Origin of the sequence: Streptomyces viridosporus (assembly GCF_002078235.1) — a bacterium.
Taxonomy (GTDB): domain Bacteria; phylum Actinomycetota; class Actinomycetes; order Streptomycetales; family Streptomycetaceae; genus Streptomyces; species Streptomyces viridosporus.
In genome coordinates this window covers 1-18371 of the sequence record NZ_MSGP01000058.1, presented here as the reverse complement: position 1 = coordinate 18371, position 18371 = coordinate 1, and the positions used below count along the sequence as shown (strand labels likewise).

The 18371-nt window shown below is 73.5% G+C and carries 17 protein-coding genes; 11 read left to right on the top strand and 6 right to left on the bottom strand.

The annotated features are described in order from the left end of the window. The first annotated feature begins 72 nt into the window (after window positions 1–72). From B7L92_RS04290 to B7L92_RS04275, 4 genes are read left to right on the top strand one after another with little or no spacing between them, the layout of a single operon-like run. Entirely contained in the window at window positions 73–1236 is a 1164-nt protein-coding gene (locus B7L92_RS04290; protein ID WP_081236147.1) for an acyl-CoA dehydrogenase family protein, read from the top strand. 17 nt (window positions 1237–1253) lie between these two features. Beyond that, the gene (locus B7L92_RS04285; protein ID WP_081236146.1) at window positions 1254–2840 is read left to right on the top strand and encodes a 4-coumarate--CoA ligase family protein; all 1587 of its coding nucleotides are present in this window, start codon (window positions 1254–1256) and stop codon (window positions 2838–2840) included. Continuing rightward, a complete protein-coding gene (locus B7L92_RS04280; protein ID WP_081236145.1) occupies window positions 2837–3571 on the top strand; it encodes an enoyl-CoA hydratase family protein in 735 nt (244 codons plus the stop codon). Before B7L92_RS04285 ends, B7L92_RS04280 begins: the two co-directional genes overlap by 4 nt. Beyond that, window positions 3559–4173, top strand: coding sequence for a TetR/AcrR family transcriptional regulator (locus B7L92_RS04275; protein WP_174703926.1), 615 nt, complete (start codon window positions 3559–3561; stop codon window positions 4171–4173). The genes B7L92_RS04280 and B7L92_RS04275 overlap by 13 nt, the downstream gene beginning before the upstream one ends. An 86-nt stretch (window positions 4174–4259) precedes the next feature. Here B7L92_RS04275 and pdxH read toward each other — a convergent pair whose 3' ends face one another. After that, on the bottom strand, window positions 4260–4946 hold the full coding sequence (pdxH, locus tag B7L92_RS04270) for a pyridoxamine 5'-phosphate oxidase (RefSeq protein ID WP_107501370.1): 687 nt from the start codon (window positions 4944–4946) through the stop codon (window positions 4260–4262). A 344-nt stretch (window positions 4947–5290) separates the two neighbouring features. On the opposite strand from pdxH, the gene B7L92_RS04265 reads away from it, so the two are divergent. From B7L92_RS04265 to B7L92_RS04255, 3 genes are all read left to right on the top strand, one after another. Next, window positions 5291–6391, top strand: a complete 1101-nt coding sequence (locus B7L92_RS04265) for a citrate synthase 2 (RefSeq protein ID WP_016825759.1) — start codon at window positions 5291–5293, stop codon at window positions 6389–6391. Between the two features lie 345 nt (window positions 6392–6736). Continuing rightward, on the top strand, window positions 6737–7234 hold the full coding sequence (locus B7L92_RS04260; RefSeq protein WP_255310748.1) for a RidA family protein: 498 nt from the start codon (window positions 6737–6739) through the stop codon (window positions 7232–7234). Between the two features lie 465 nt (window positions 7235–7699). Then, complete coding sequence (locus B7L92_RS04255) at window positions 7700–9124, top strand: PAS domain-containing protein (protein ID WP_081236156.1); 1425 nt, start codon at window positions 7700–7702, stop codon at window positions 9122–9124. A 298-nt stretch (window positions 9125–9422) separates the two neighbouring features. Here the strand turns inward: B7L92_RS04255 and B7L92_RS41925 are convergent, their stop codons facing one another. Next, window positions 9423–10277, bottom strand: coding sequence for a helix-turn-helix transcriptional regulator (locus B7L92_RS41925; RefSeq protein WP_081236143.1), 855 nt, complete (start codon window positions 10275–10277; stop codon window positions 9423–9425). Window positions 10278–10606: 329 nt separating this feature from the next. Here B7L92_RS41925 and B7L92_RS04245 point away from each other — a divergent pair, with 329 nt between their 5' ends. Continuing rightward, a complete protein-coding gene (locus B7L92_RS04245) occupies window positions 10607–11233 on the top strand; it encodes a LysE family translocator (RefSeq protein WP_159460996.1) in 627 nt (208 codons plus the stop codon). Between the two features lie 431 nt (window positions 11234–11664). Continuing rightward, complete coding sequence (locus tag B7L92_RS40535; protein WP_081236141.1) at window positions 11665–11862, top strand: PLP-dependent transferase; 198 nt, start codon at window positions 11665–11667, stop codon at window positions 11860–11862. Window positions 11863–11923: 61 nt separating this feature from the next. On the opposite strand, the gene B7L92_RS04235 is transcribed toward B7L92_RS40535, so the two are convergent. After that, entirely contained in the window at window positions 11924–12679 is a 756-nt protein-coding gene (locus B7L92_RS04235) for an SIS domain-containing protein (RefSeq protein WP_081236140.1), read from the bottom strand. Window positions 12680–12938: 259 nt separating this feature from the next. Here B7L92_RS04235 and B7L92_RS04230 point away from each other — a divergent pair, with 259 nt between their 5' ends. Continuing rightward, complete coding sequence (locus B7L92_RS04230) at window positions 12939–13631, top strand: iron-dependent transcriptional repressor DtxR (protein WP_081236139.1); 693 nt, start codon at window positions 12939–12941, stop codon at window positions 13629–13631. Window positions 13632–14224: 593 nt separating this feature from the next. Beyond that, on the top strand, window positions 14225–15103 hold the full coding sequence (locus B7L92_RS04225) for an alpha/beta fold hydrolase (protein WP_081236138.1): 879 nt from the start codon (window positions 14225–14227) through the stop codon (window positions 15101–15103). An 88-nt stretch (window positions 15104–15191) separates the two neighbouring features. On the opposite strand, the gene B7L92_RS04220 is transcribed toward B7L92_RS04225, so the two are convergent. Genes B7L92_RS04220 through B7L92_RS04210 form a run of 3 tightly spaced genes read right to left on the bottom strand, consistent with a single transcriptional unit; the run spans window position 15192 to window position 18315 of the window. After that, the gene (locus tag B7L92_RS04220; protein ID WP_107501367.1) at window positions 15192–16784 is read right to left on the bottom strand and encodes a transporter; all 1593 of its coding nucleotides are present in this window, start codon (window positions 16782–16784) and stop codon (window positions 15192–15194) included. After that, window positions 16781–17602: an ABC transporter ATP-binding protein gene (locus B7L92_RS04215; protein ID WP_063744519.1), complete on the bottom strand. Its 822-nt coding sequence runs from the start codon at window positions 17600–17602 to the stop codon at window positions 16781–16783. Before B7L92_RS04215 ends, B7L92_RS04220 begins: the two co-directional genes overlap by 4 nt. A gap of 59 nt (window positions 17603–17661) precedes the next feature. Beyond that, window positions 17662–18315 (bottom strand): bifunctional DNA primase/polymerase, encoded by a 654-nt coding sequence (locus tag B7L92_RS04210; protein WP_081236154.1) that lies wholly within the window; start codon window positions 18313–18315, stop codon window positions 17662–17664. Window positions 18316–18371 lie beyond the last annotated feature (56 nt).

The following is an 18371-nucleotide window of genomic DNA, read 5'->3' as shown; positions in this document are numbered from 1 at the left end:
CGTGGGCGCGGCCGGCCGCACACGACCCGCACCCTCCCGACGACCTGAAGCCCCTCTCCCTTAGGAGCGCTCATGCCCGTCATCGAATCCGAGGAGCACAAGGCCTTCCGCGCGGCGGTCGCCGCCCTCGGCAGGAGCTACGGCCGCGACTACCTCACCAGCACCGTCGGATCCGGCCACCACCCCAAGGAACTCTGGGCGGAAGCCGCCGAGCTCGGCTACCTGGGCGTCAACCTGCCGGAGGAGTACGGGGGCGGAGGCGGCGGCATCACCGAACTCTCCATCGTCCTGGAGGAACTGGGCGCGGCCGGCTGCCCCCTCCTCATGCTGGTGGTCTCCCCGGCGATCTGCGGCACCGTCATCGCCCGCTTCGGCACCGAGCAGCAGAAGCGGGAGTGGCTGCCCGCCCTCGCCGACGGCACCCGCACCATGGCCTTCGGCATCACCGAACCCGACGCCGGCTCCAACTCCCACCGCATCACCACCACCGCGCGGCGCGACCCCGACAGCGGCGACTGGCTGCTCACCGGCCGCAAGGTGTTCGTCTCCGGCGTGGACAACGCCGCCGCGACCCTCGTCGTCGGCCGCACCGAGGACGCCCGCACCGGGAACCTCAAGCCCTGCCTGTTCATCGTCCCGCGCGACACCGAGGGCTTCCAGCGGCGGGCCATCGACATGGAACTCAACGCCTCCGAGAAGCAGTTCGAGCTGGTGCTCGACGACGTGCGGCTGCCCGCCGACGCGCTGGTCGGCGACGAGGACGCCGGGCTGCTCCAGCTCTTCGCCGGCCTCAACCCCGAACGCATCATGTCGGCCGCCTTCTCGATCGGCATGGGCCGGTACGCCCTCGCCAAGGCCGTCGCCTACGCCCGCGAGCGCACCGTCTGGAAGACCCCCATCGGCGCCCACCAGGGCATCGCCCACCCCCTCGCCCAGGCGCACATCGAGCTCGAACTCTCCCGCCTGATGATGCAGAAGGCCGCCCACCTCTACGACGCCGGCGACGACATCGGCGCCGGCGAGGCCGCCAACATGGCCAAGTACGCGGCGGCCGAGGCCTGCGTGAAGGCCGTCGACCAGGCCGTGCACACCCTCGGCGGGAACGGCCTCACCCGTGAGTTCGGGCTCGCCTCGCTGATCACCGCAGCCCGCGTGTCCCGTATCGCCCCGGTGAGCCGGGAGATGATCCTCAACTACGTCTCCCACCAGACCCTGGGGCTTCCCAAGTCGTACTAGGCCGCTTTGGAGGAACCGTGTTCCGCAGCGAGTACGCAGACGTCCCGCCCGTCGAACTCCCCATCCACGAGGCCGTACTGGGCCGGGCCGCCGAGTTCGGCAGCACCCCCGCGCTCATCGACGGCACCGACGGCACCACCCTCACCTACGAGCAGGTGGACCGCTTCCACCGGCGCGTCGCCGCCGGGCTCGCCGAGGCCGGCGTGCGCAAGGGCGACGTGCTCGCCCTGCACAGCCCCAACACCATCGCCTTCCCCACCGCCTTCTACGCGGCCACCCGCGCGGGGGCCTCGGTCACCACCGTCCACCCGCTCGCCACCGCCGAGGAGTTCGCCAAGCAGCTGAAGGACGCCGCGGCCCGCTGGATCGTCACCGTCTCGCCGCTGCTGGACACCGCGCGCGCCGCCGCGGAACGCGCCGGCGGCATCGAGGAGATCCTCGTCTGCGACAGCGCGCCCGGCCACCGGTCCCTGATCGACCTGCTGGCCTCCACCGCGCCCGAGCCCGTGGTCGACATCGACCCCGTCGAGGACGTCGCCGTCCTGCCCTACTCCTCCGGTACCACCGGCGTCCCCAAGGGCGTGATGCTCACCCACCGCCAGATCGCCACCAACCTGGCCCAGCTCCAGCCGCTGATCTCGACGGGCCCCGGCGACCGCATCCTCGCCGTGCTGCCGTTCTTTCACATCTATGGGTTGACGGCGCTCATGAACGCCCCCCTGCGGCAGGGCGCCACCGTCGTCGTGCTGCCCCGCTTCGACCTCGAGACGTTCCTCGCCGCCATCCAGAACCACCGCATCACGAACCTGTACGTGGCCCCGCCGATCGTCCTGGCCCTCGCCAAGCACCCGCTGATCGACCGGTACGACCTGTCCTCGCTGAAGCACGTCATCAGCGCCGCCGCCCCGCTGGACGCGCGCCTCGCCGCCGCCTGCTCGCAGCGGCTCGGACTGCCGCCCGTCGGCCAGGCCTACGGCATGACGGAACTGTCGCCCGGCACGCACGTCGTCCCGCCGGCCGCCCTGCGCGACGCGCCGCCCGGCACCGTCGGCAAGCTCCTCGCCGGCACCGAGATGCGCATCGTCTCCCTCGACGACCCCGGCGAGGACCTCGGCCCCGGCGCGTCCGGCGAGATCCTCATCCGCGGCCCGCAGGTGATGAAGGGCTACCTCGGGCGCCCCGACGCCACCGCCGCGATGATCGACGCGGACGGCTGGCTGCACACCGGGGACGTCGGCCATGTCGATGCGGACGGCTGGCTGTTCGTCGTCGACCGGGTCAAGGAGCTGATCAAGTACAAGGGCTTCCAGGTCGCCCCCGCCGAACTCGAGGCGCTGCTGCTCACCCACCCCGACATCGTCGACGCCGCCGTCGTCGGCGCCCACGACGACGACGGCAACGAGGTCCCGCACGCCCACGTCGTCCGCCGGCCGTCCGCCCCCGGGCTGTCCGAGGGCGAGGTCATGAGGTACGTCGCCGAACGCGTCGCCCCCTACAAGCGCGTCCGGCGCGTCACCTTCGTCGACGGCGTCCCCCGCGCCGCCTCGGGCAAGATCCTGCGCCGCGAGCTCAGGGACCGGGCGGCGGACGAGGAGTCCTCGTGACCCTGATCGGCCGCACCCGCGAACGGGGCGTCGAGACGCTCGGCCTCGACGCCCCGCACCGCCGCAACGCCCTCTCCGCCGCCCTCGTCGCCGAACTGGCCGGCGCGCTGGCCGACGCGGGCGGGGACGCCGCCGTCCGCGCGGTCGTCCTCACCCACACCGGCACCACCTTCAGCGCCGGCGCCGACCTGCGCGACCCGCCCGCGCCCGAGGCCCTGGTCGGTCTGCTGCGGCAGATCGTCGAGCTGCCCAAACCGGTCGTCGCCCGGGTCACCGGACACGTCCGCGCGGGCGGCCTCGGCCTGCTGACCGCCTGCGACATCGCCGTCGCCTCCCACGCCGCCACCTTCGCCTTCACCGAGGTCCGCATCGGCGTCGCCCCCGCCGTCGTCTCCCTGCCCGTGGTGCCCCGCACCGACCCGCGCGCACTCGCCCGCTACTACCTCACCGGGGAACGCCTCGACGCCGCCGAAGCCGTCCGCGTCGGCCTGCTCACCGCCGTCGGCGACGACGTGGACGAGACCCTCGCCCCCGTCCTCGACGGCCTGCGCAGGGCCGCCCCCGAGGCCCTGGCCGAGACGAAACGGCTGCTCACGGCTAGGGTGCTGGAGACCTTCGACCGGGACGCGGCCGACCTGACCGCGCTCTCGGCCCGGCTCTTCTCCTCCGCCGCCGCGCACGAGGGGATGACGGCCTTCCTCGAACGACGGGATCCGGAGTGGGTGATGTGAGCACGACCGACCGTGCGGAACGAGTTCCCAAGCAGGACCGCAGCCGGGCCACCCGGCAGCGGCTGCTGGAAGCCGCCGTGGCCTGCCTCGCCGCACACGGCTGGGCGGGCTCCACGGTGTCCGTCGTCGCCGAACGCGCCGGGGTCTCCCGGGGCGCCGCCCAGCACCACTTCCCGACCCGCGAGGACCTCTTCACCGCCGCCGTCGAGTACGTCGCCGAGGAACGCTCCACCGCCCTGCGCGCGCTGTTCCCCGAGGGCGCGGCGGCCGGTGACCGCCGCGCGGTGGTCGCGGCGCTGGTCGACCTCTACACCGGCCCCCTGTTCCGCGCCGCCCTCCACCTGTGGGTCGCCGCCTCCAACGAGGAGCAGCTGCGCCCGCGCGTGACCGAGCTGGAGTCGCGCGTCGGCCGCGAGTCCCACCGCATCGCCGTGGAACTCCTCGGCGCCGACGAGACCCGCCCCGGTGTCCGCGAGACCGTCCAGGGCCTCCTCGACATGGCCCGCGGCCTGGGCCTGGCCAACCTCCTCACCGACGACGCGGCCCGCCGCGAACGGGTGGTGGCGCAGTGGGCGGCCCTGCTGGACGCGGAACTGGGCTGACCCGTGGGTGACCGTCCGCACCCGCACCGCACCGCGTACCCGTGGGGCAAGCCGTACACCTGTGGGGCGGGCCGTGAGGCGCCCGCTCAGGGAGCGAGCCGCTCCACCCGCCAGCCCCCGTCCGGCCGCGCCACGTACCGCAGCCGGTCGTGCAGCCGGTTCTCGCGGCCCTGCCAGAACTCCACCGTCCGCGGGACCACCCGGAAGCCGCCCCAGTGCGGCGGCACCGGCACCTGCTCGCCCTCCGGGTACCGGGCGGCCAGCTCGGCGTAGGCCGCGTCGAGCTCCGCACGGCCGGCGATCACCGACGACTGGCCGCTGGCCCACGCGCCCAGCTGGGAGCCGTGCGGGCGGGTGCGGAAGTAGGCGGCCGTCTCGTCCCGGCCGGTGCGCCGCGCGGTGCCGGTGACGATGACCTGCCGGGCCATCGGATGCCAGGGGAACAGCAGCGAGACGTGCGGGTTCGCGTCCAGCTCCCGCCCCTTGCGGGAGTCGTAGTTGGTGTAGAACACGAACCCCTGCTCGTCGAAGTGCTTCAGCAGCACCGTGCGGGAGCTGGGCCGGCCGTCCGCGTCCGCGGTGGAGACGATCATGGCGTTCGGCTCGAACAGCCCGCCCTCCGTCGCGGCCTGTTTGAACCAGCGCGCGAACTGCTCGACGGGGGAGGCGGCCAGGTCGGTCTCGGAGAGCCCCTCGGTCCGGTAGTGCTTGCGCATCGCGGCGAGATCGAAGGGGACGGCGTCTCGGTCGGTCACGCCGTCATCCTGCCGCATGCGCGGACCCCTGGGGGAGGAGGTGTCCCCGGTGACCGAGAAGGAGGCGAGAGGGGCGCGAAAGGGAGGCGAGAGGACGACGGGAGGGACGACGGGAGGGACGCGAGCGGGGTGCGAATGGCACTCAGTGCCGCGAGCCCTCCCCAAAAAGGGCACTCGGGGATATCGTGCTGGCACTGATCCGGTTGGGTGACATCCAGCCGGGCATCACAGGGGTGACGTCCCGGACCGCGAGTCCTCGTGAGCCGACCGCGGATCCCCCGGACGCACCCGCTTCCGCAGGCCGGCACGTGGCCGCCCCCTACACAACACCATCTGTTCCCCACTTGACGAGGAGCCGCCTGATGTCCGACTTCGTACCCGGGCTCGAAGGGGTCGTCGCGTTCGAAACGGAGATCGCCGAACCGGACAAGGAGGGCGGTGCCCTGCGGTACCGGGGCGTCGACATCGAGGACCTGGTCGGGCACGTCTCCTTCGGCAACGTCTGGGGGCTGCTCGTGGACGGGGCCTTCGACCCCGGCCTGCCGCCCGCCGAGCCGTTCCCCATCCCCGTGCACTCCGGCGACATCCGCGTCGACGTCCAGTCCGCGCTCGCCATGCTGGCACCCGTCTGGGGCCTGAAACCCCTGCTCGACATCGATGCCGCGCAGGCCCGCGAGGACCTCGCCCGCGCCGCGGTGATGGCCCTCTCCTACGTCGCCCAGTCCGCCCGCGGCCAGGGCCTGCCCATGGTCCCGCAGCGCGAGATAGACAAGGCGCACTCCGTCGTCGAGCGCTTCATGATCCGCTGGCGCGGCGAGCCCGACCCCAAGCACGTCGCCGCCGTCGACGCGTACTGGACGTCGGCCGCCGAGCACGGCATGAACGCCTCCACCTTCACCGCCCGCGTCATCGCCTCCACGGGCGCGGACGTGGCGGCGGCCCTCTCGGGCGCCGTCGGCGCCATGTCGGGCCCGCTGCACGGCGGGGCGCCCTCCCGGGTGCTGCACATGATCGAGGAGATCGAGCGCACCGGGGACGCCGAGGCGTACGTCAAGCAGACCCTCGACAAGGGCGAGCGCCTCATGGGCTTCGGCCACCGCGTCTACCGCGCGGAGGACCCCCGCGCCCGCGTCCTGCGCCGCACCGCCCGCGAGCTCGGCGCCCCGCGCTACGAGGTCGCCGAGGCCCTGGAGAAGGCCGCCCTGGCCGAGCTCCACGCCCGCCGCCCCGACCGGGTCCTCGCCACCAACGTCGAGTTCTGGGCCGCCATCGTCCTGGACTTCGCCGAGGTCCCGGCCCACATGTTCACCTCGATGTTCACCTGCGCCCGCACGGCGGGCTGGTCGGCCCACATCCTCGAGCAGAAGCGCACCGGCCGCCTGGTCCGCCCCTCGGCCCGCTACATCGGCCCGGGCACCCGTGACCCGCGCGAGGTCAAGGGCTACGCGGACCTCGCCCGCTGATCCCGCGGCCCCCGCTGACCCCGGGAAAGTCCCCGGACACGCAGACGACCCGCGAGTCTGGTTCCTCCGGCTGGAGGAGCCGGCCGGACGTACCGGCGACTCGCGGGTCGGGTGACTGCGTGGGATTGGCCGGCTGCGTGTTCCTCACACGCTGGTCCGGCACCGCACGGAACGTGGTGACGGGCCGCTAGCCCGCAGCCACCTCATGCGTCCGGTATTCATACATCTGCCGAACCACCTCCCTTCTCATGTACCTGAAACCCTAAGAAACCACCGGCCCTGTCATCAACCTCTTTTTTCGAGATTCCGGTGACGGCCGCACGGTGATCACCTAGCGTGCCGCGCATGAGCGGGATGCGGCGGGCGGTTCTCAGCGGGTCGGTGTTCGAGGAGCGGATCGGGTACGCACGGGCCGTCGTCGACGGTGACCGCGTGTACGTGTCGGGGACGACCGGGTTCGACTACGCGACGATGACGATCTCCGACGACGTCGTGGAGCAGGCCGAGCAGTGCCTGCGGAACATCGGGGCCGCGCTGGAGGAGGCCGGGTGCGGCTTCGCCGACGTCGTGCGGGTGCGGTACCTGCTGCCCGCGCGGGAGGACTTCGAGCCGTGCTGGCCGGTGCTGAAGCGGTACTTCGGTGAGGTGCGCCCGGCCGCGACGATGCTGGAGTGCGGTCTCGCGGATCCCCGGATGAGGATCGAGATCGAGGTGGACGCGCGGCGGGGCAGCGGGGCCGGGGCCCCCGGCCGGAAGGCGGCGGACCGGCCGACGGCCGTGCTCGGTGTCGAGGCCGTGGACGGCGAGGCCGTGCCGGAGCGGGGCGGCACGGCCACGACGTGATCGCGCCGCCCGCCGCGACGCCGCCCGCCGCGACGCCGCCCGCCGCGACGCCGCCCGCCGCGACGCCGCGCGGCGAGGTGCGCGAGCGGCTCGGGCGGCTCGGGCGGGGCACGGGGGTTCGTCGAGCGGGAGCGGTACGTGCCGGACGGCGAGCGCGGCGCGTGGGTCGATCCGCGGCCGGGCGGTCGTCCTCCGGACGCCGGGCCCCGTCGGACGGGCGTCGGTGCCGACCGAGCCCGCGGCACCGTACCGCGTGGTGCCGCCGTGCCCGTCGGCCGGGCGGTGAGCCCGGCCTCCCGGAGATCGTTCCGGAGGACCGCCGGGGGCCGGATCAGGGCGGTACTGTGCAACGATTCCCACAATCTTGTGGGAACCGAATGTGCGCTGCATCACGTTCAAGTTCAATGATTGCAAGTGAGCGAACCGGCGTGCCGTGCGTGCGGACGCAGCCTGCAGGGGGTCCAGGTGAGTGCTTCCCGGCGTAGTGGGGCCACCGACGAGCTGGGGCCGGACGAGCCCCAGCCCGGGCGGGAGGGTTCGGACGGGTCCGATCTGCTCGCCGCGCTGCTGGACGGCATGGACGCCGCCCTGTGCGCCTTCGCCGCGGACGGGGTCGTGACGCACTGGAACCGCGAGGCGGAGCGGATCCTCGGGTGGACCGCGGCCGAGGCGGTGGGCCGGCGCGGGTTCGCCGGGTGGGCCGTGCGCAGCGCGGACGCCGCGGAGGTCGAGGCGCGGCTGATGTCGGCCATGGACGCCCCGGGCCGGCAGGTGCACGAGTTCGCGCTGCTGACCAAGGACGGCGGCCGGGTGCTGGTGCGGACGCAGTCCGCGGCGGTGCGCGGACCGGACGGGAAGCCGGCGGGGGTGTACTGCGCGTTCAGCGAGGTGCACGCGCAGATCGACCTGGAGCGCTCGATCGCCCTGAGCGAGGCGCTGCTGGAGGACGCGAGCTGGGGTGTGGTGCTGGTCGACGCCGACCTGCGCCCCGCGGTGGTGAACGCGCACGCGGCGCGGGCGCTGGGCGCGGGGCGGACGTCCGTGCTGGGGCGGCCGCTCGGTGAGCTGCTGTCGCAGGGGGTGGAGGAGCTGGAGAGCGCGCTCACCCATGTGCTGGCGGAGGGCGCGCCGCCCGCGCCCGCCGAGATGTGGGTGAGCGTGCGGACGCCGGAGGGCGAGCGGCGGCGGTGCTGGCGGAGCGGGTTCGTGCGGCTGGCGTCACCGCTGTCGGAGGAACCGGTTCCGCTCGGTGTCGGCTGGATGTTCCAGGACGTGACCGAGGCCCGGCAGGGGGAGCAGGAGGCCTCGCTGCTGCGGTTCCGCGCGCAGCAGCTGCACCGGGCGGCGCGGGCCGCCGCGGAGTGCGAGGACCCGGCGGAGGCGGCGACGGTCCACCTGGACTTCGCGCTCGCCGGCTTCGCCGACCACGCGCTGATCGACCGGGTCGCCGACGGCAGGGCGGACGACGCGGAGGCCGCCGGGCGGGTCCGGCTGGTGCGGATCGCGGCCACGCCGTCCGGGGCGCCGGGCCCGAGCAGGCTCGTCGGCCGGGCGGGTCTCCCGGTGCGCTACGGCGAGGAGCACCCGGCGGTGCAGTGCGTGACGCGGATCGGGTCGGTGCGGGCCGCCGCGGGGTCCGTGACCGCCGAGGAGGCGCGGGCGTGGGCGCTGGCGCGGCAGTGGCCGGCGGACGCGGTGCACGCCCTGTGCACGGTGCTGCGCAGCCGGGGCCGGACCCTTGGTGCCGTGACGTTTCTGCGCGGCGCGGGCCGGAACGCGTTCGAGCGCTCCGACGCGGTGTACGCGGAGGACGTGGCGGTGCACATCGCCGCGGCCCTGGACCTGGCGGAGCTGACCGGGGAGGCCGGGGCGGGCGCGGACGGGCCGTGACCGCCCTCGCCGGCCGCACCCCGGCCCGTGTGCGCCGACTCGACGGCACGGGCCGGCCTCGTCGAACACCGAACCCGGCAATGTCCGACGCCAGTCGTCCGGCCGACCCCATCGATGACCGGAGCTCCTTCCCGGGGCGCGCCGGGTTCCACGACCGCCGGAGCGGGGGATCTCTGCGGGGGCGGTACCTCATGTCCTTCCGTGACGCCGACGCCCGGAGCCGATGCCCCGGAAGCGACGGACACACGGGCGACCCGGAGCGGCGGAGTGCGGGGCTGCCGGCCCCCGCTCGGCCGCTTCAGTCGTGTGCGGGGCCGTCGGTCGTGACGTCGGCGAGCCGCAGGTCCTCCTCGTGCTTCCGCAGCAGGTAGCCGGCGTGCACCCGGCTCCTGGCGCCGATCCGTTCCATGATCTTCGCGATGTGGCGCTGGCGGGTGCGCACCGTCATGCCCATGCGACGGGCGATGACCTTGTCCGACTCCCCCTGGACCAGGAGCCGGATGATGTCCTCCTTGGTCTTCTCGGACACCCGGATGGCCTGCTCCCGACCGAGGTTGACCGGGAACGGGTCGGCCTGTCGCCACATCAGCTCGAAGGCGGCCACCGCGAAGGGGACCACGCTGGGCTCCCGGACCACCAGGGCGGCCTTGGGGTTGCCGGTCTGCTCGATCACGACGACCTCGCCGTCGAACGCGAGCATCCGCATGAAACCCCCGCCCAGGGTGCGCACTTCCGCCCCGAGGCCGGTCACGATCTCGACGTACGCCGCGGTTCCGGGGTCGTACTGCGCCGTGTGCTGGTACAGCGTGCGCATCCGGACGCCTCGCCCGAGCACCGCCTCGGTGCGGCCCATGGCCTCCTGCAGGACCTCCTCGGTGCGCCCGCCGCCGGGCTGGGAGGTCAGCACCTCGTGCTGCGCCTCGGTGGCGAACCGGTCCAGGGCCCGTCGCACGCTGGCGACATCGGGCAGTTCCTCGAACAGGGGCTGGTGGAGGCGCCGTTCAAGAGCGCTCTCGTAGACGGGCACCAGTTCGCCGAGCAGCCGGTCCGCGGCGTCGCCGGCCGCGCGCGCCCGCTGGGCGAGGGGACGGACGAGAGCCTCGCAGGCGACGTCCGGGGGGACCGCGGCGCAACGTTCCTGCTCCCCGTTCACGGGCAGGAGGAGCTGGCGTTCGACCAGGCTCCGAAAGGCCGCGGCGACCTCCTCGGTCCCCTCGCCGTCGATGTCCGGTAACTAGTCCGAGCGTATGTCGGCGCGCTCCACGGCAAAGGCATACAGGGCCAGTTCCGCCTCGGAGAGCGGGGAAGGGGGGATATTGTGCGGTAAGTTCATTTCGTTCACCTGTCCCCATGTGCATTCGGCTGATAAGTATGCATGTAGTTGATCTTCGTGAGCGCTCTCCGATGGGATACTGGAGTCGTCTCCACGAAGGTCTGCGGCGCACCGCGCCGCCAGCGGAAGGTGCGGAGCGGCGAGCCGTCATGGACATCCACAGTGCTTCTTTCCTCTCCTTCCTCGTGGCGGCCACGATCGTCTGCGTCACCCCGGGACCCGACATGCTCTACGTCATGTCCTTCGGGGTGTCGCAGGGGCGCCGGGGCGGGGTGTCGGCGGCCGCCGGCGTCGCCGCCGGGATGTTCGCGCACGCGGTGCTCTGCGCCTTCGGTGTGTCCCTCCTCATCTCCCGTTATCCGGCGCTCCTTTCGGCGTTCAAGGTCGTCGGACTCTGCTACCTGGTCCACCTCGGCGTCTCGATCATCCGTGACAGGTCCGACATGGCGGTGAGCACGGAGCGGGCGCGCCAGGACTACGGGCGCATCGCCTACCGCGCGATGATCGTGAACCTGATCAACCCCAAGGTGATCGTCTTCTACGTGGCCTTCCTGCCCCAGTTCACCTCGTCCTCCGGCTGGCCCGTCCCCGCCCAACTGCTCTCCCTCGGCGTGATCTTCGTGATCATCGGCTTCACCGCGGACGCGGTCGTGGGGGTGACGAGCGGGGTCCTCGCCGAACGCTTCACCGGCGATTCGAACCTCACCCGCAAGGTCAACGTCGGCTGCGGGATCGTCATGTTCCTGTTGGCCGGCGTGCTCGCTCTCGACATCTGAGCCCTCGGTCCCTTCCGGCCCGGGTCCGCCCGCGCCCGGACGTTCCGGGCTGCCCCGGTTTCCGCGACGCCTTTCCCCGCGGATCCGTCCACCGCCCTGCCCGAAAACCCGCCGCACGACCGGAGGAGCGCCGTGCACGCGCAAGAGTCCCCGACTTCTCGACCCGTCCCCTTCTCCCTTTCTTCCGGCATCTGGCCGAAAACCGCCGCCGTGGACGCACAGGGAACCCTCACGATCGGCGGAATGCCCGTCACGGAGACAGCCGAGCGCCACGGCACACCGGTCCACGTGTGCGACGAGACGGATTTCCGGACGCGGTGCGCCAGATTCCGTACGGCATTCGACGACTTCGACCTCTACTACGCCGGGAAGGCGTTCCCGAGTCGTACCACGGCGCGGCCGGCCGGGGAGGCCGCACTGAGCCCGGACGTGTGCACCGAGGGCGGAACGACGACACGGCCCTCCTGCTGCGCCGCAGCCCGTACACGCTGCGGCTGCGCATGGAACGGGTGAACGCCAGGGGCCTGGAGGTCGCCCGGTACCTGGAGGGCCACCCGGCCGTCGACCGGGTCTCCTGCAACGGCCTCGACCCGGCCGGCTCGATCAAGCGCGTGATCGAGAAGCCCTGACCTCCGGACGACGCGGGCAGGGGAACGCGCGGCGGCGGTCCGCCGGCGTCGAACGCCGGGTTCAGTGTCGGTAGAAGATCCGGTCCCCGTACTGCTCCAGGACGCGGCCGTTCCACTCGTGGCCGCCGTCCACGTTGCCGGAGCGCAGGAGCGGGGGCTCGATGCCGCGGTCGGCCAGGGTGGCGGCGGCGGTGGCCACGACGGCCTGGAGGAGGGCCGTGGTGACGACCGTGGACGCGGGGGCGAAGGGGGCCGGGACGCCGTCGTGGGTGAGCTCCGCGTCGCCCACCTCGATCTTGGAGTCCAGGACGAGATCGCAGTGGTCCTTCAGGAACGTCCCGGAGGAGTGCCGGGACGTCGTCCGGTCCGCGTACGCCACCGAGGTCACGCCGATGACCCGCGCGCCCAGGGCACGGGCGTTCATGGCCATCTCCACGGGGAGGGCGTTGCGGCCGGACAGGGAGACGATCACCAGGGCGTCGCCCGCGCGGACCGGCGAGGAGTCGAGCACCGCGCCCGCGAGCCCGTCGACCCGCTCCAGGGCGGAGCCCAGCGTGGCCGGCATCACGTCGACGCCGACGACGCCCGGGACGGCGAGCAGGTTCATCAGGGCCAGACCGCCCGCGCGGTAGACGAGGTCCTGTGCGGCCAGCGAGGAGTGGCCGGCGCCGAAGGCGAAGAGCCGGCCGCCGTCCGCGACCGTGTCGGCGAGCAGCGTGCCCGCGGCCGCGAGGGAGTCGGCCTCCTCGTCGCGCACCCGCTGCAGCAGGTCGATCGCGGCGTCGAGGAACCGATCGGCCGGCGTGCGGTCGCTCATGCGGCATCCCTTCGGGTGGCTCTGCTGCGGATCACCGTGCGGTCCGGACCAGTGCCGTGTCAATACGGCGGACGGGGCGCGGCCCCCGGGGCCGGTGCGGCCGTCCGCCGGAGCCGCGGCACTCCGGGGGAGCCCCCGTTTCCACGGCGCGGCACGCTTGTCAGCCGGATGCGTCAGAATTGATTCCTGGGCCAGCGCACGCGCCGGTGAGCCGTCCAGCCTCCGGCAGGGCTAATCGCAGATCTCGTGAGGGGCACGTATGTCCGGACTGATCGACACCACGGAGATGTATCTCCGCACCATCCTCGAGCTGGAGGAGGAAGGTGTGGTCCCCATGCGCGCCCGGATCGCCGAGCGGCTCGACCAGAGCGGGCCGACGGTCAGCCAGACGGTGGCGCGGATGGAGCGCGACGGCCTGGTGTCCGTCGCCAGCGACCGCCATCTGGAGCTCACGGAGGAGGGTCGCCGGCTGGCCACGCGCGTGATGCGCAAGCACCGTCTCGCCGAGTGCCTGCTCGTCGACGTGATCGGTCTGGAGTGGGAGCAGGTGCACGCCGAGGCCTGCCGCTGGGAGCACGTGATGAGCGAGGCCGTGGAGCGCCGCGTGCTGGAGCTGCTGCGGCACCCGACCGAGTCGCCCTACGGCAACCCGATCCCGGGGCTGGAGGAGCTTGGTGAGAAGGACGGCGCCGACCCGTTCCTGCACGAGGGCATGGTCTCGCTGGCCGATCTCGACCCGGGCTCCGAGGGCAAGACGGTCGTGGTGCGCCGGATCGGCGAGCCGATCCAGACGGACGCGCAGCTGATGTACACGCTGCGCCGGGCGGGTGTGCAGCCCGGTTCGGTGGTGAGCGTGACGGAGTCGGCGGGCGGGGTGCTGGTCGGCAGCGGCGGCGAGGCGGCCGAGCTGGAGTCGGACGTCGCCTCCCACGTGTTCGTCGCCAAGCCCTGACCGGAACCGCGCGCCCGGTGCGCGACCGCGTCGACGCGGCAGGCGTGCCGCCTGCCGCGTCGGTCCGCGGGGTGGCTGCCGCGTGGATCCGGGGGGCGGCTGCGGCGCCGGTCCGGGGAGCGGACGGCGCGCCGACGTGATCGCGTCGAATCCGCGATCCGGTACGCCGAAGGGCAGCGTTCACCGGGTTCGCGTGCGAGGCTGTTGCGTGAGGCATATGACCTGAGGGGTTCTTGGCCGGGTCCGACAGCGATGTCACCCCGGCCGGGGAGGGGCGGGAGGATGTGCCGTGACCACGTGAGGAGCCCCGGCGCCGTACGGCGCCGGGGCCTGTCCTCCCCTGTGCTGACCCGGAGCCCCGAGCTCCCAGGGTCATTTCCCGCGGACCGGTTTCCCCGAGCGGTCCGCCCCCCGTTGAAGATCTCCCCTGGGCCGCGGCGATCAATCCTTGGAGGGTGTCACTCGAACGAGGGGTGTTGACGGCCGAAACGGCATTCTCGAATGTGCATTCGATAATCTGCGGACACAGCGGCAACGGGCAGGACGAGCACGGCAGGCAGCGGGCAGTCAGGGAGCTTGGGGGTGCCACGACCATGGCGCGACGCATCGACGTGACCGGGGCGGACGGCGTACGACTCGCCGCCTGGGAGTTCGGCGACCCGGCCAAGACCGGTACCGACCCGGCGGAGGGCGCCGCGCAGGGCGCCCCGGGCGTGCTGTTACTGCACGGACTGATGGGCCGCGCCTCGCACTGGGCGCCCACCGCCCGCTGGCTCTCCGAGCGCCACCGCGCCGTCGCCCTCGACCAGCGCGGCCACGGCCGCAGCGACAAGCCCCCCAGGGCCGCCTTCACCCGCGACGCCTACGTCGACGACGCCGAGGCCGCCCTCGAACAGCTCGGTCTCGGTCCGGCCGTCCTCATCGGCCACGCCATGGGCGCGCTGACGGCGTGGCAGCTGGCCGCCAAGCGGCCCGACCTGGTCCGCGGGCTGATCATCTGCGACATGCGGGCCTCCGCCCTCGGCGGTGCCTCGCAGCACGAGTGGGCCGAGTGGTTCAAGGCATGGCCGGTCCCGTTCGCCACGCTCGCCGACGTGCGCAAGTGGTTCGGCGAGGACGACCCGTGGGTGGAGCGGCCCAACCCGGCCCGCGGCGAGTTCTACGCCGAGGTGATGGCCGAGTCCCCGGACGGGTGGCGCCCGGTGTTCGACCCGGAGCAGATGCTCCGCTCCCGCGAGACCTGGGTGTTCGACGCCCACTGGGAGGAGCTGGCCCAGGTCCGCTGCCCCGCCCTGGTGGTCCGCGGCCTCGACGGCGAGCTGGGCCGCGCGGAGGCGCAGGAGATGGTGCGGGTCCTGCCGCACGGCCGGTACGCGGAGGTGGCCGACGCGGGCCACCTGGTCCACTACGACCAGCCGGAGGCCTGGCGGGCGGCGATCGAGCCGTTCCTGGACGCGCTCAGCCGGCCCTGACGCGCCGGACCGGGGCGGCGGCCGGGTCCCTTCCCGGCCGCTCCCGACCGTTTCCGGCGGGGCCCGGCGCGCTCTCCCGGCACCCGGGTCATCCCTTGCTGACCGCCGCGAGGATCTCCGGCAGGCGGCGGGCCGTTCGCGGGGCGGCGAGGCGCAGACCCAGCAGCGTCAGGGCCGCTCCGTACAGCGTGCCCACCGGCAGCAGCAGCCACCGCCCGGCGTCGCCGTCCGCGCCGGCGTTCAGCCAGACGGTGAGGGCGATGACCGGTGCGCACAGCACGGCCGCCGCGACCATGCCGCCGACGATGGAGACCCAGGCGAGCCCGACCTGCCCGGGGGCGACGTTCTTGTACCCCTCCTGCGGAATGGAGTAGGGGAAGCGCGCCGAGGTCCACGCGCCCGTCGCCAGCATCGCCCCGAGCAGGGCGAAGGACAGGCCCAGCGCCTCCGGCAGCAGCGGCCAGTCGCCGAGCAGCGCGGCCGTCAGGACGGTGACGAGCGTGGCGTACGGCAGGGTGATCAGCAGCAGGGCCAGCGCGCGGGCGCGCAGTTCGACGTAGGCGTCCCGGGGGGAGGAGACGGTCATCGCGACCATCCAGAACGCGGAGGTGTCCTGCCCGAACTGGTTGTACATCTGCATGCCGAGCATGCCGGCGGCGAAGCAGGCGAGGTACACCGAGCCGGTGCCCTGCCAGGCGTTGAACACCGGCACGATCAGGCCGATCGCCAGCGAGGTCACCCACGCGGCCTTGGTCTTGGGGTCGCGCCAGACGTAGCGCAGGCTGCGTTCCATGACCGTACCGGTGCGGCCCGGGGGCAGCAGCCGGGCGAGCCCGGTCGACGTGCGGTCGCGGGCGGCCGCCCGGGAGGTCTGGAGGGTGGAGCCGTCGGGCGCGGTCATCAGCCGGGTCAGGGACCGCGCCCAGAGCACCAGCAGCCCCGCCAGGGCCGCCGCGCTCAGCAGCAGTTGGACGACGGCGGCACCGTACGCGCCCTCGCCCGCCGAGTGCACCGCGCCGACCGCCGACGCCGGGGGGATCCACCGCACCACGTCCGCCGCCGGGCCGAGCTGCTCGAGGCCGGAGGAACCCAGCCGCTGCGCCCCGAAGTTGACCAGCTGGGCCCCGACCGCGATCACCAGTCCGCTGAGCACCGCGAGGTCCCGGCCCCTGCGGCTGGTCAGCAGCCGCACGTTGGCGGCGGCGACGGCCCGCGCGAGCGCCACGCACACCAGCAGCGCCAGCGGTACGGCGAGGACACCGGCGGCGAAGGCGGCGCCGCCGTGCGCGACGGCGATCACCGAACCGACGAGCAGGCAGAGCGTGAACAGCGGCCCGATGCCCACCAGCGAGGCCACGAGCAGGGCCCGCACCAGCGGACGGGGCCGCAGCGGCAGCATCACCAGCCGGGTCGGGTCCAGGGTCTCGTCGCCGCCGGGGAAGAACAGCGGCATCACCGCCCAGCCCAGCCCCAGCACCGCCACCAGGAGCACCACCAGCGACTCGGCGTGGTCGAAACCCCGCAGCGCGATCAGGCCGACGAGCTGGAGCGCGGCGAACAGCAGGGCGATCACGGCGGAGGCGATGTACGCCGCCCTGCGTCCGCCCGACTGCCGCAGGCCGTTGCGCAGCAGGGACAGCTTCAGCCGGACGACGACGGGGGTGATCGCGGGGGCGCTCACCGGGCGCCCCCGCCCAGCCAGTCGAGGTCGAGGCCGGCGTCGCGGCCGTCCGCGCCGACGAGTTCCAGGAACGCCCGCTGCAACGAGGGCGCCTCGCCGCGCACCTCGGCGAGCGGGCCGTGGGCGCGGATCCGGCCCGCGGCCATCACCGCCACCCAGTCGCACAGCGACTCCACGAGCTCCATGACGTGGGAGGAGAACACGACCGTGGCGCCGGACGCCGTGTACCGCTCCAGGACGCCGCGGATGGTCTGCGCGGAGACCGGGTCGACGCCCTCGAACGGCTCGTCCAGGAAGAGCACTTCGGGGTTGTGCAGCAGGGCGGCGGCGAGGCCGATCTTCTTGCGCATGCCGGTCGAGTAGTCGACGACGAGCTTGTGCTGGGCCCCGGCCAGGTCGAGGACGTCGAGGAGCTGGGTGGCGCGCTTGTCGACCTCGGCGCCGGGCATCCCGCGCAACCGGCCCGAGTAGGCGAGCAGTTCACGTCCCGACAGCCGCTCGAACAGCCGCAGCCCCTCCGGCAGCACCCCGATCCGGGCCTTGACCTCGACCGGGTCGCGCCACACGTCGTGCCCGACCACCTCGACGGTGCCCTGGTCGGGCCGCAGCAGCCCGGTCACCATCGACAGCGTGGTGGTCTTCCCGGCCCCGTTCGGCCCGACGAGCCCGATGAACCTGCCCGCGGGCAGCTCCAGATCGATCCCGGCCACCGCGACCTGCTGCCCGAACCGCTTCCAGAGCCCCCGCACCCGTACGGCGGCCGTACCCGCCGCGCCGGCGCCCACCGTGTCAGCACCCACCACGTCTCCCTCCGTCACCACGAACCCTAAAGGGGGACGCGGTGCCCCGGAGGGGCGCGGTGCTCCCGGGCGGCGCCCTACCGGTCCCTCCCGCACGCGTAGGCCAGGGGCGGGAGCAGCTCCTCCGCGTCCGGCAGCCACCGGTTCGCCGGTGTCGGCCGGCAGACCCACTGCACGGCGCCCCCGGACCCGAACCGCGTGGGCGGTGCGGCGACGTACGCCCCCTCGCCCAGCACCGCCAGATCGAGCGAGGACGGCGCCCAGCCAAGCCCCCGCACCAGGCCCGGCACCTTCGCCGCCGCGCCCGGCAGCACGAAGAACTCCATGCGCCGCCGGGGCGTCAGGGTCACCGGCCCGAGCGGCAGCCCCATCCGCTGCATCCGGGCCAGCGCCAGGAACCCGGCCGTCTCGGGCACCGAGACCGCGTCGAACGCACGGCCCGTGGGCAGCAGGACCGAGGCGGTCGGCTGCTCCTGCCACATGCGGCGGGCGACGGTGGCGCTGCCGGTCGCCCGGGCCGCCCAGTCGGGCCCGGCCGGATGTGCGCCGGGCGCGGGGCACACGGCGTCACCGCACGAGCAGCGGTGCGCCCCGCCGGCGGCCTCCAGCCAGGTGCCCGGGAACACGTCCCAGTGCCGCTCCTCGGTGCAGCGAACTGCGGTGTCCAGCAGTGATGCCCCGCGCTGCGTCGGGATCTGTGCGGCTTCGGTGCCCGGGATCGTCTCTTCCACGATGAACACAACTACGGCCGTCACCGGGGGTTACGCCCCCGGTGACGGCCGTAGTT

What these genes read in the sequence shown, in the direction of transcription:
- B7L92_RS04290 (WP_081236147.1), top strand. Translation starts at nt 73, where the DNA reads ATGCCCGTCATCGAATCCGAGGAGCACAAGGCCTTCCGCGCGGCGGTC.
- pdxH (WP_107501370.1), bottom strand. Translation starts at nt 4,946, where the DNA reads ATGCGGCAGGATGACGGCGTGACCGACCGAGACGCCGTCCCCTTCGAT.
- B7L92_RS04265 (WP_016825759.1), top strand. Translation starts at nt 5,291, where the DNA reads ATGTCCGACTTCGTACCCGGGCTCGAAGGGGTCGTCGCGTTCGAAACG.
- B7L92_RS04260 (WP_255310748.1), top strand. Translation starts at nt 6,737, where the DNA reads ATGAGCGGGATGCGGCGGGCGGTTCTCAGCGGGTCGGTGTTCGAGGAG.
- B7L92_RS04245 (WP_159460996.1), top strand. Translation starts at nt 10,607, where the DNA reads ATGGACATCCACAGTGCTTCTTTCCTCTCCTTCCTCGTGGCGGCCACG.
- B7L92_RS04235 (WP_081236140.1), bottom strand. Translation starts at nt 12,679, where the DNA reads ATGAGCGACCGCACGCCGGCCGATCGGTTCCTCGACGCCGCGATCGAC.
- B7L92_RS04230 (WP_081236139.1), top strand. Translation starts at nt 12,939, where the DNA reads ATGTCCGGACTGATCGACACCACGGAGATGTATCTCCGCACCATCCTC.
- B7L92_RS04225 (WP_081236138.1), top strand. Translation starts at nt 14,225, where the DNA reads ATGGCGCGACGCATCGACGTGACCGGGGCGGACGGCGTACGACTCGCC.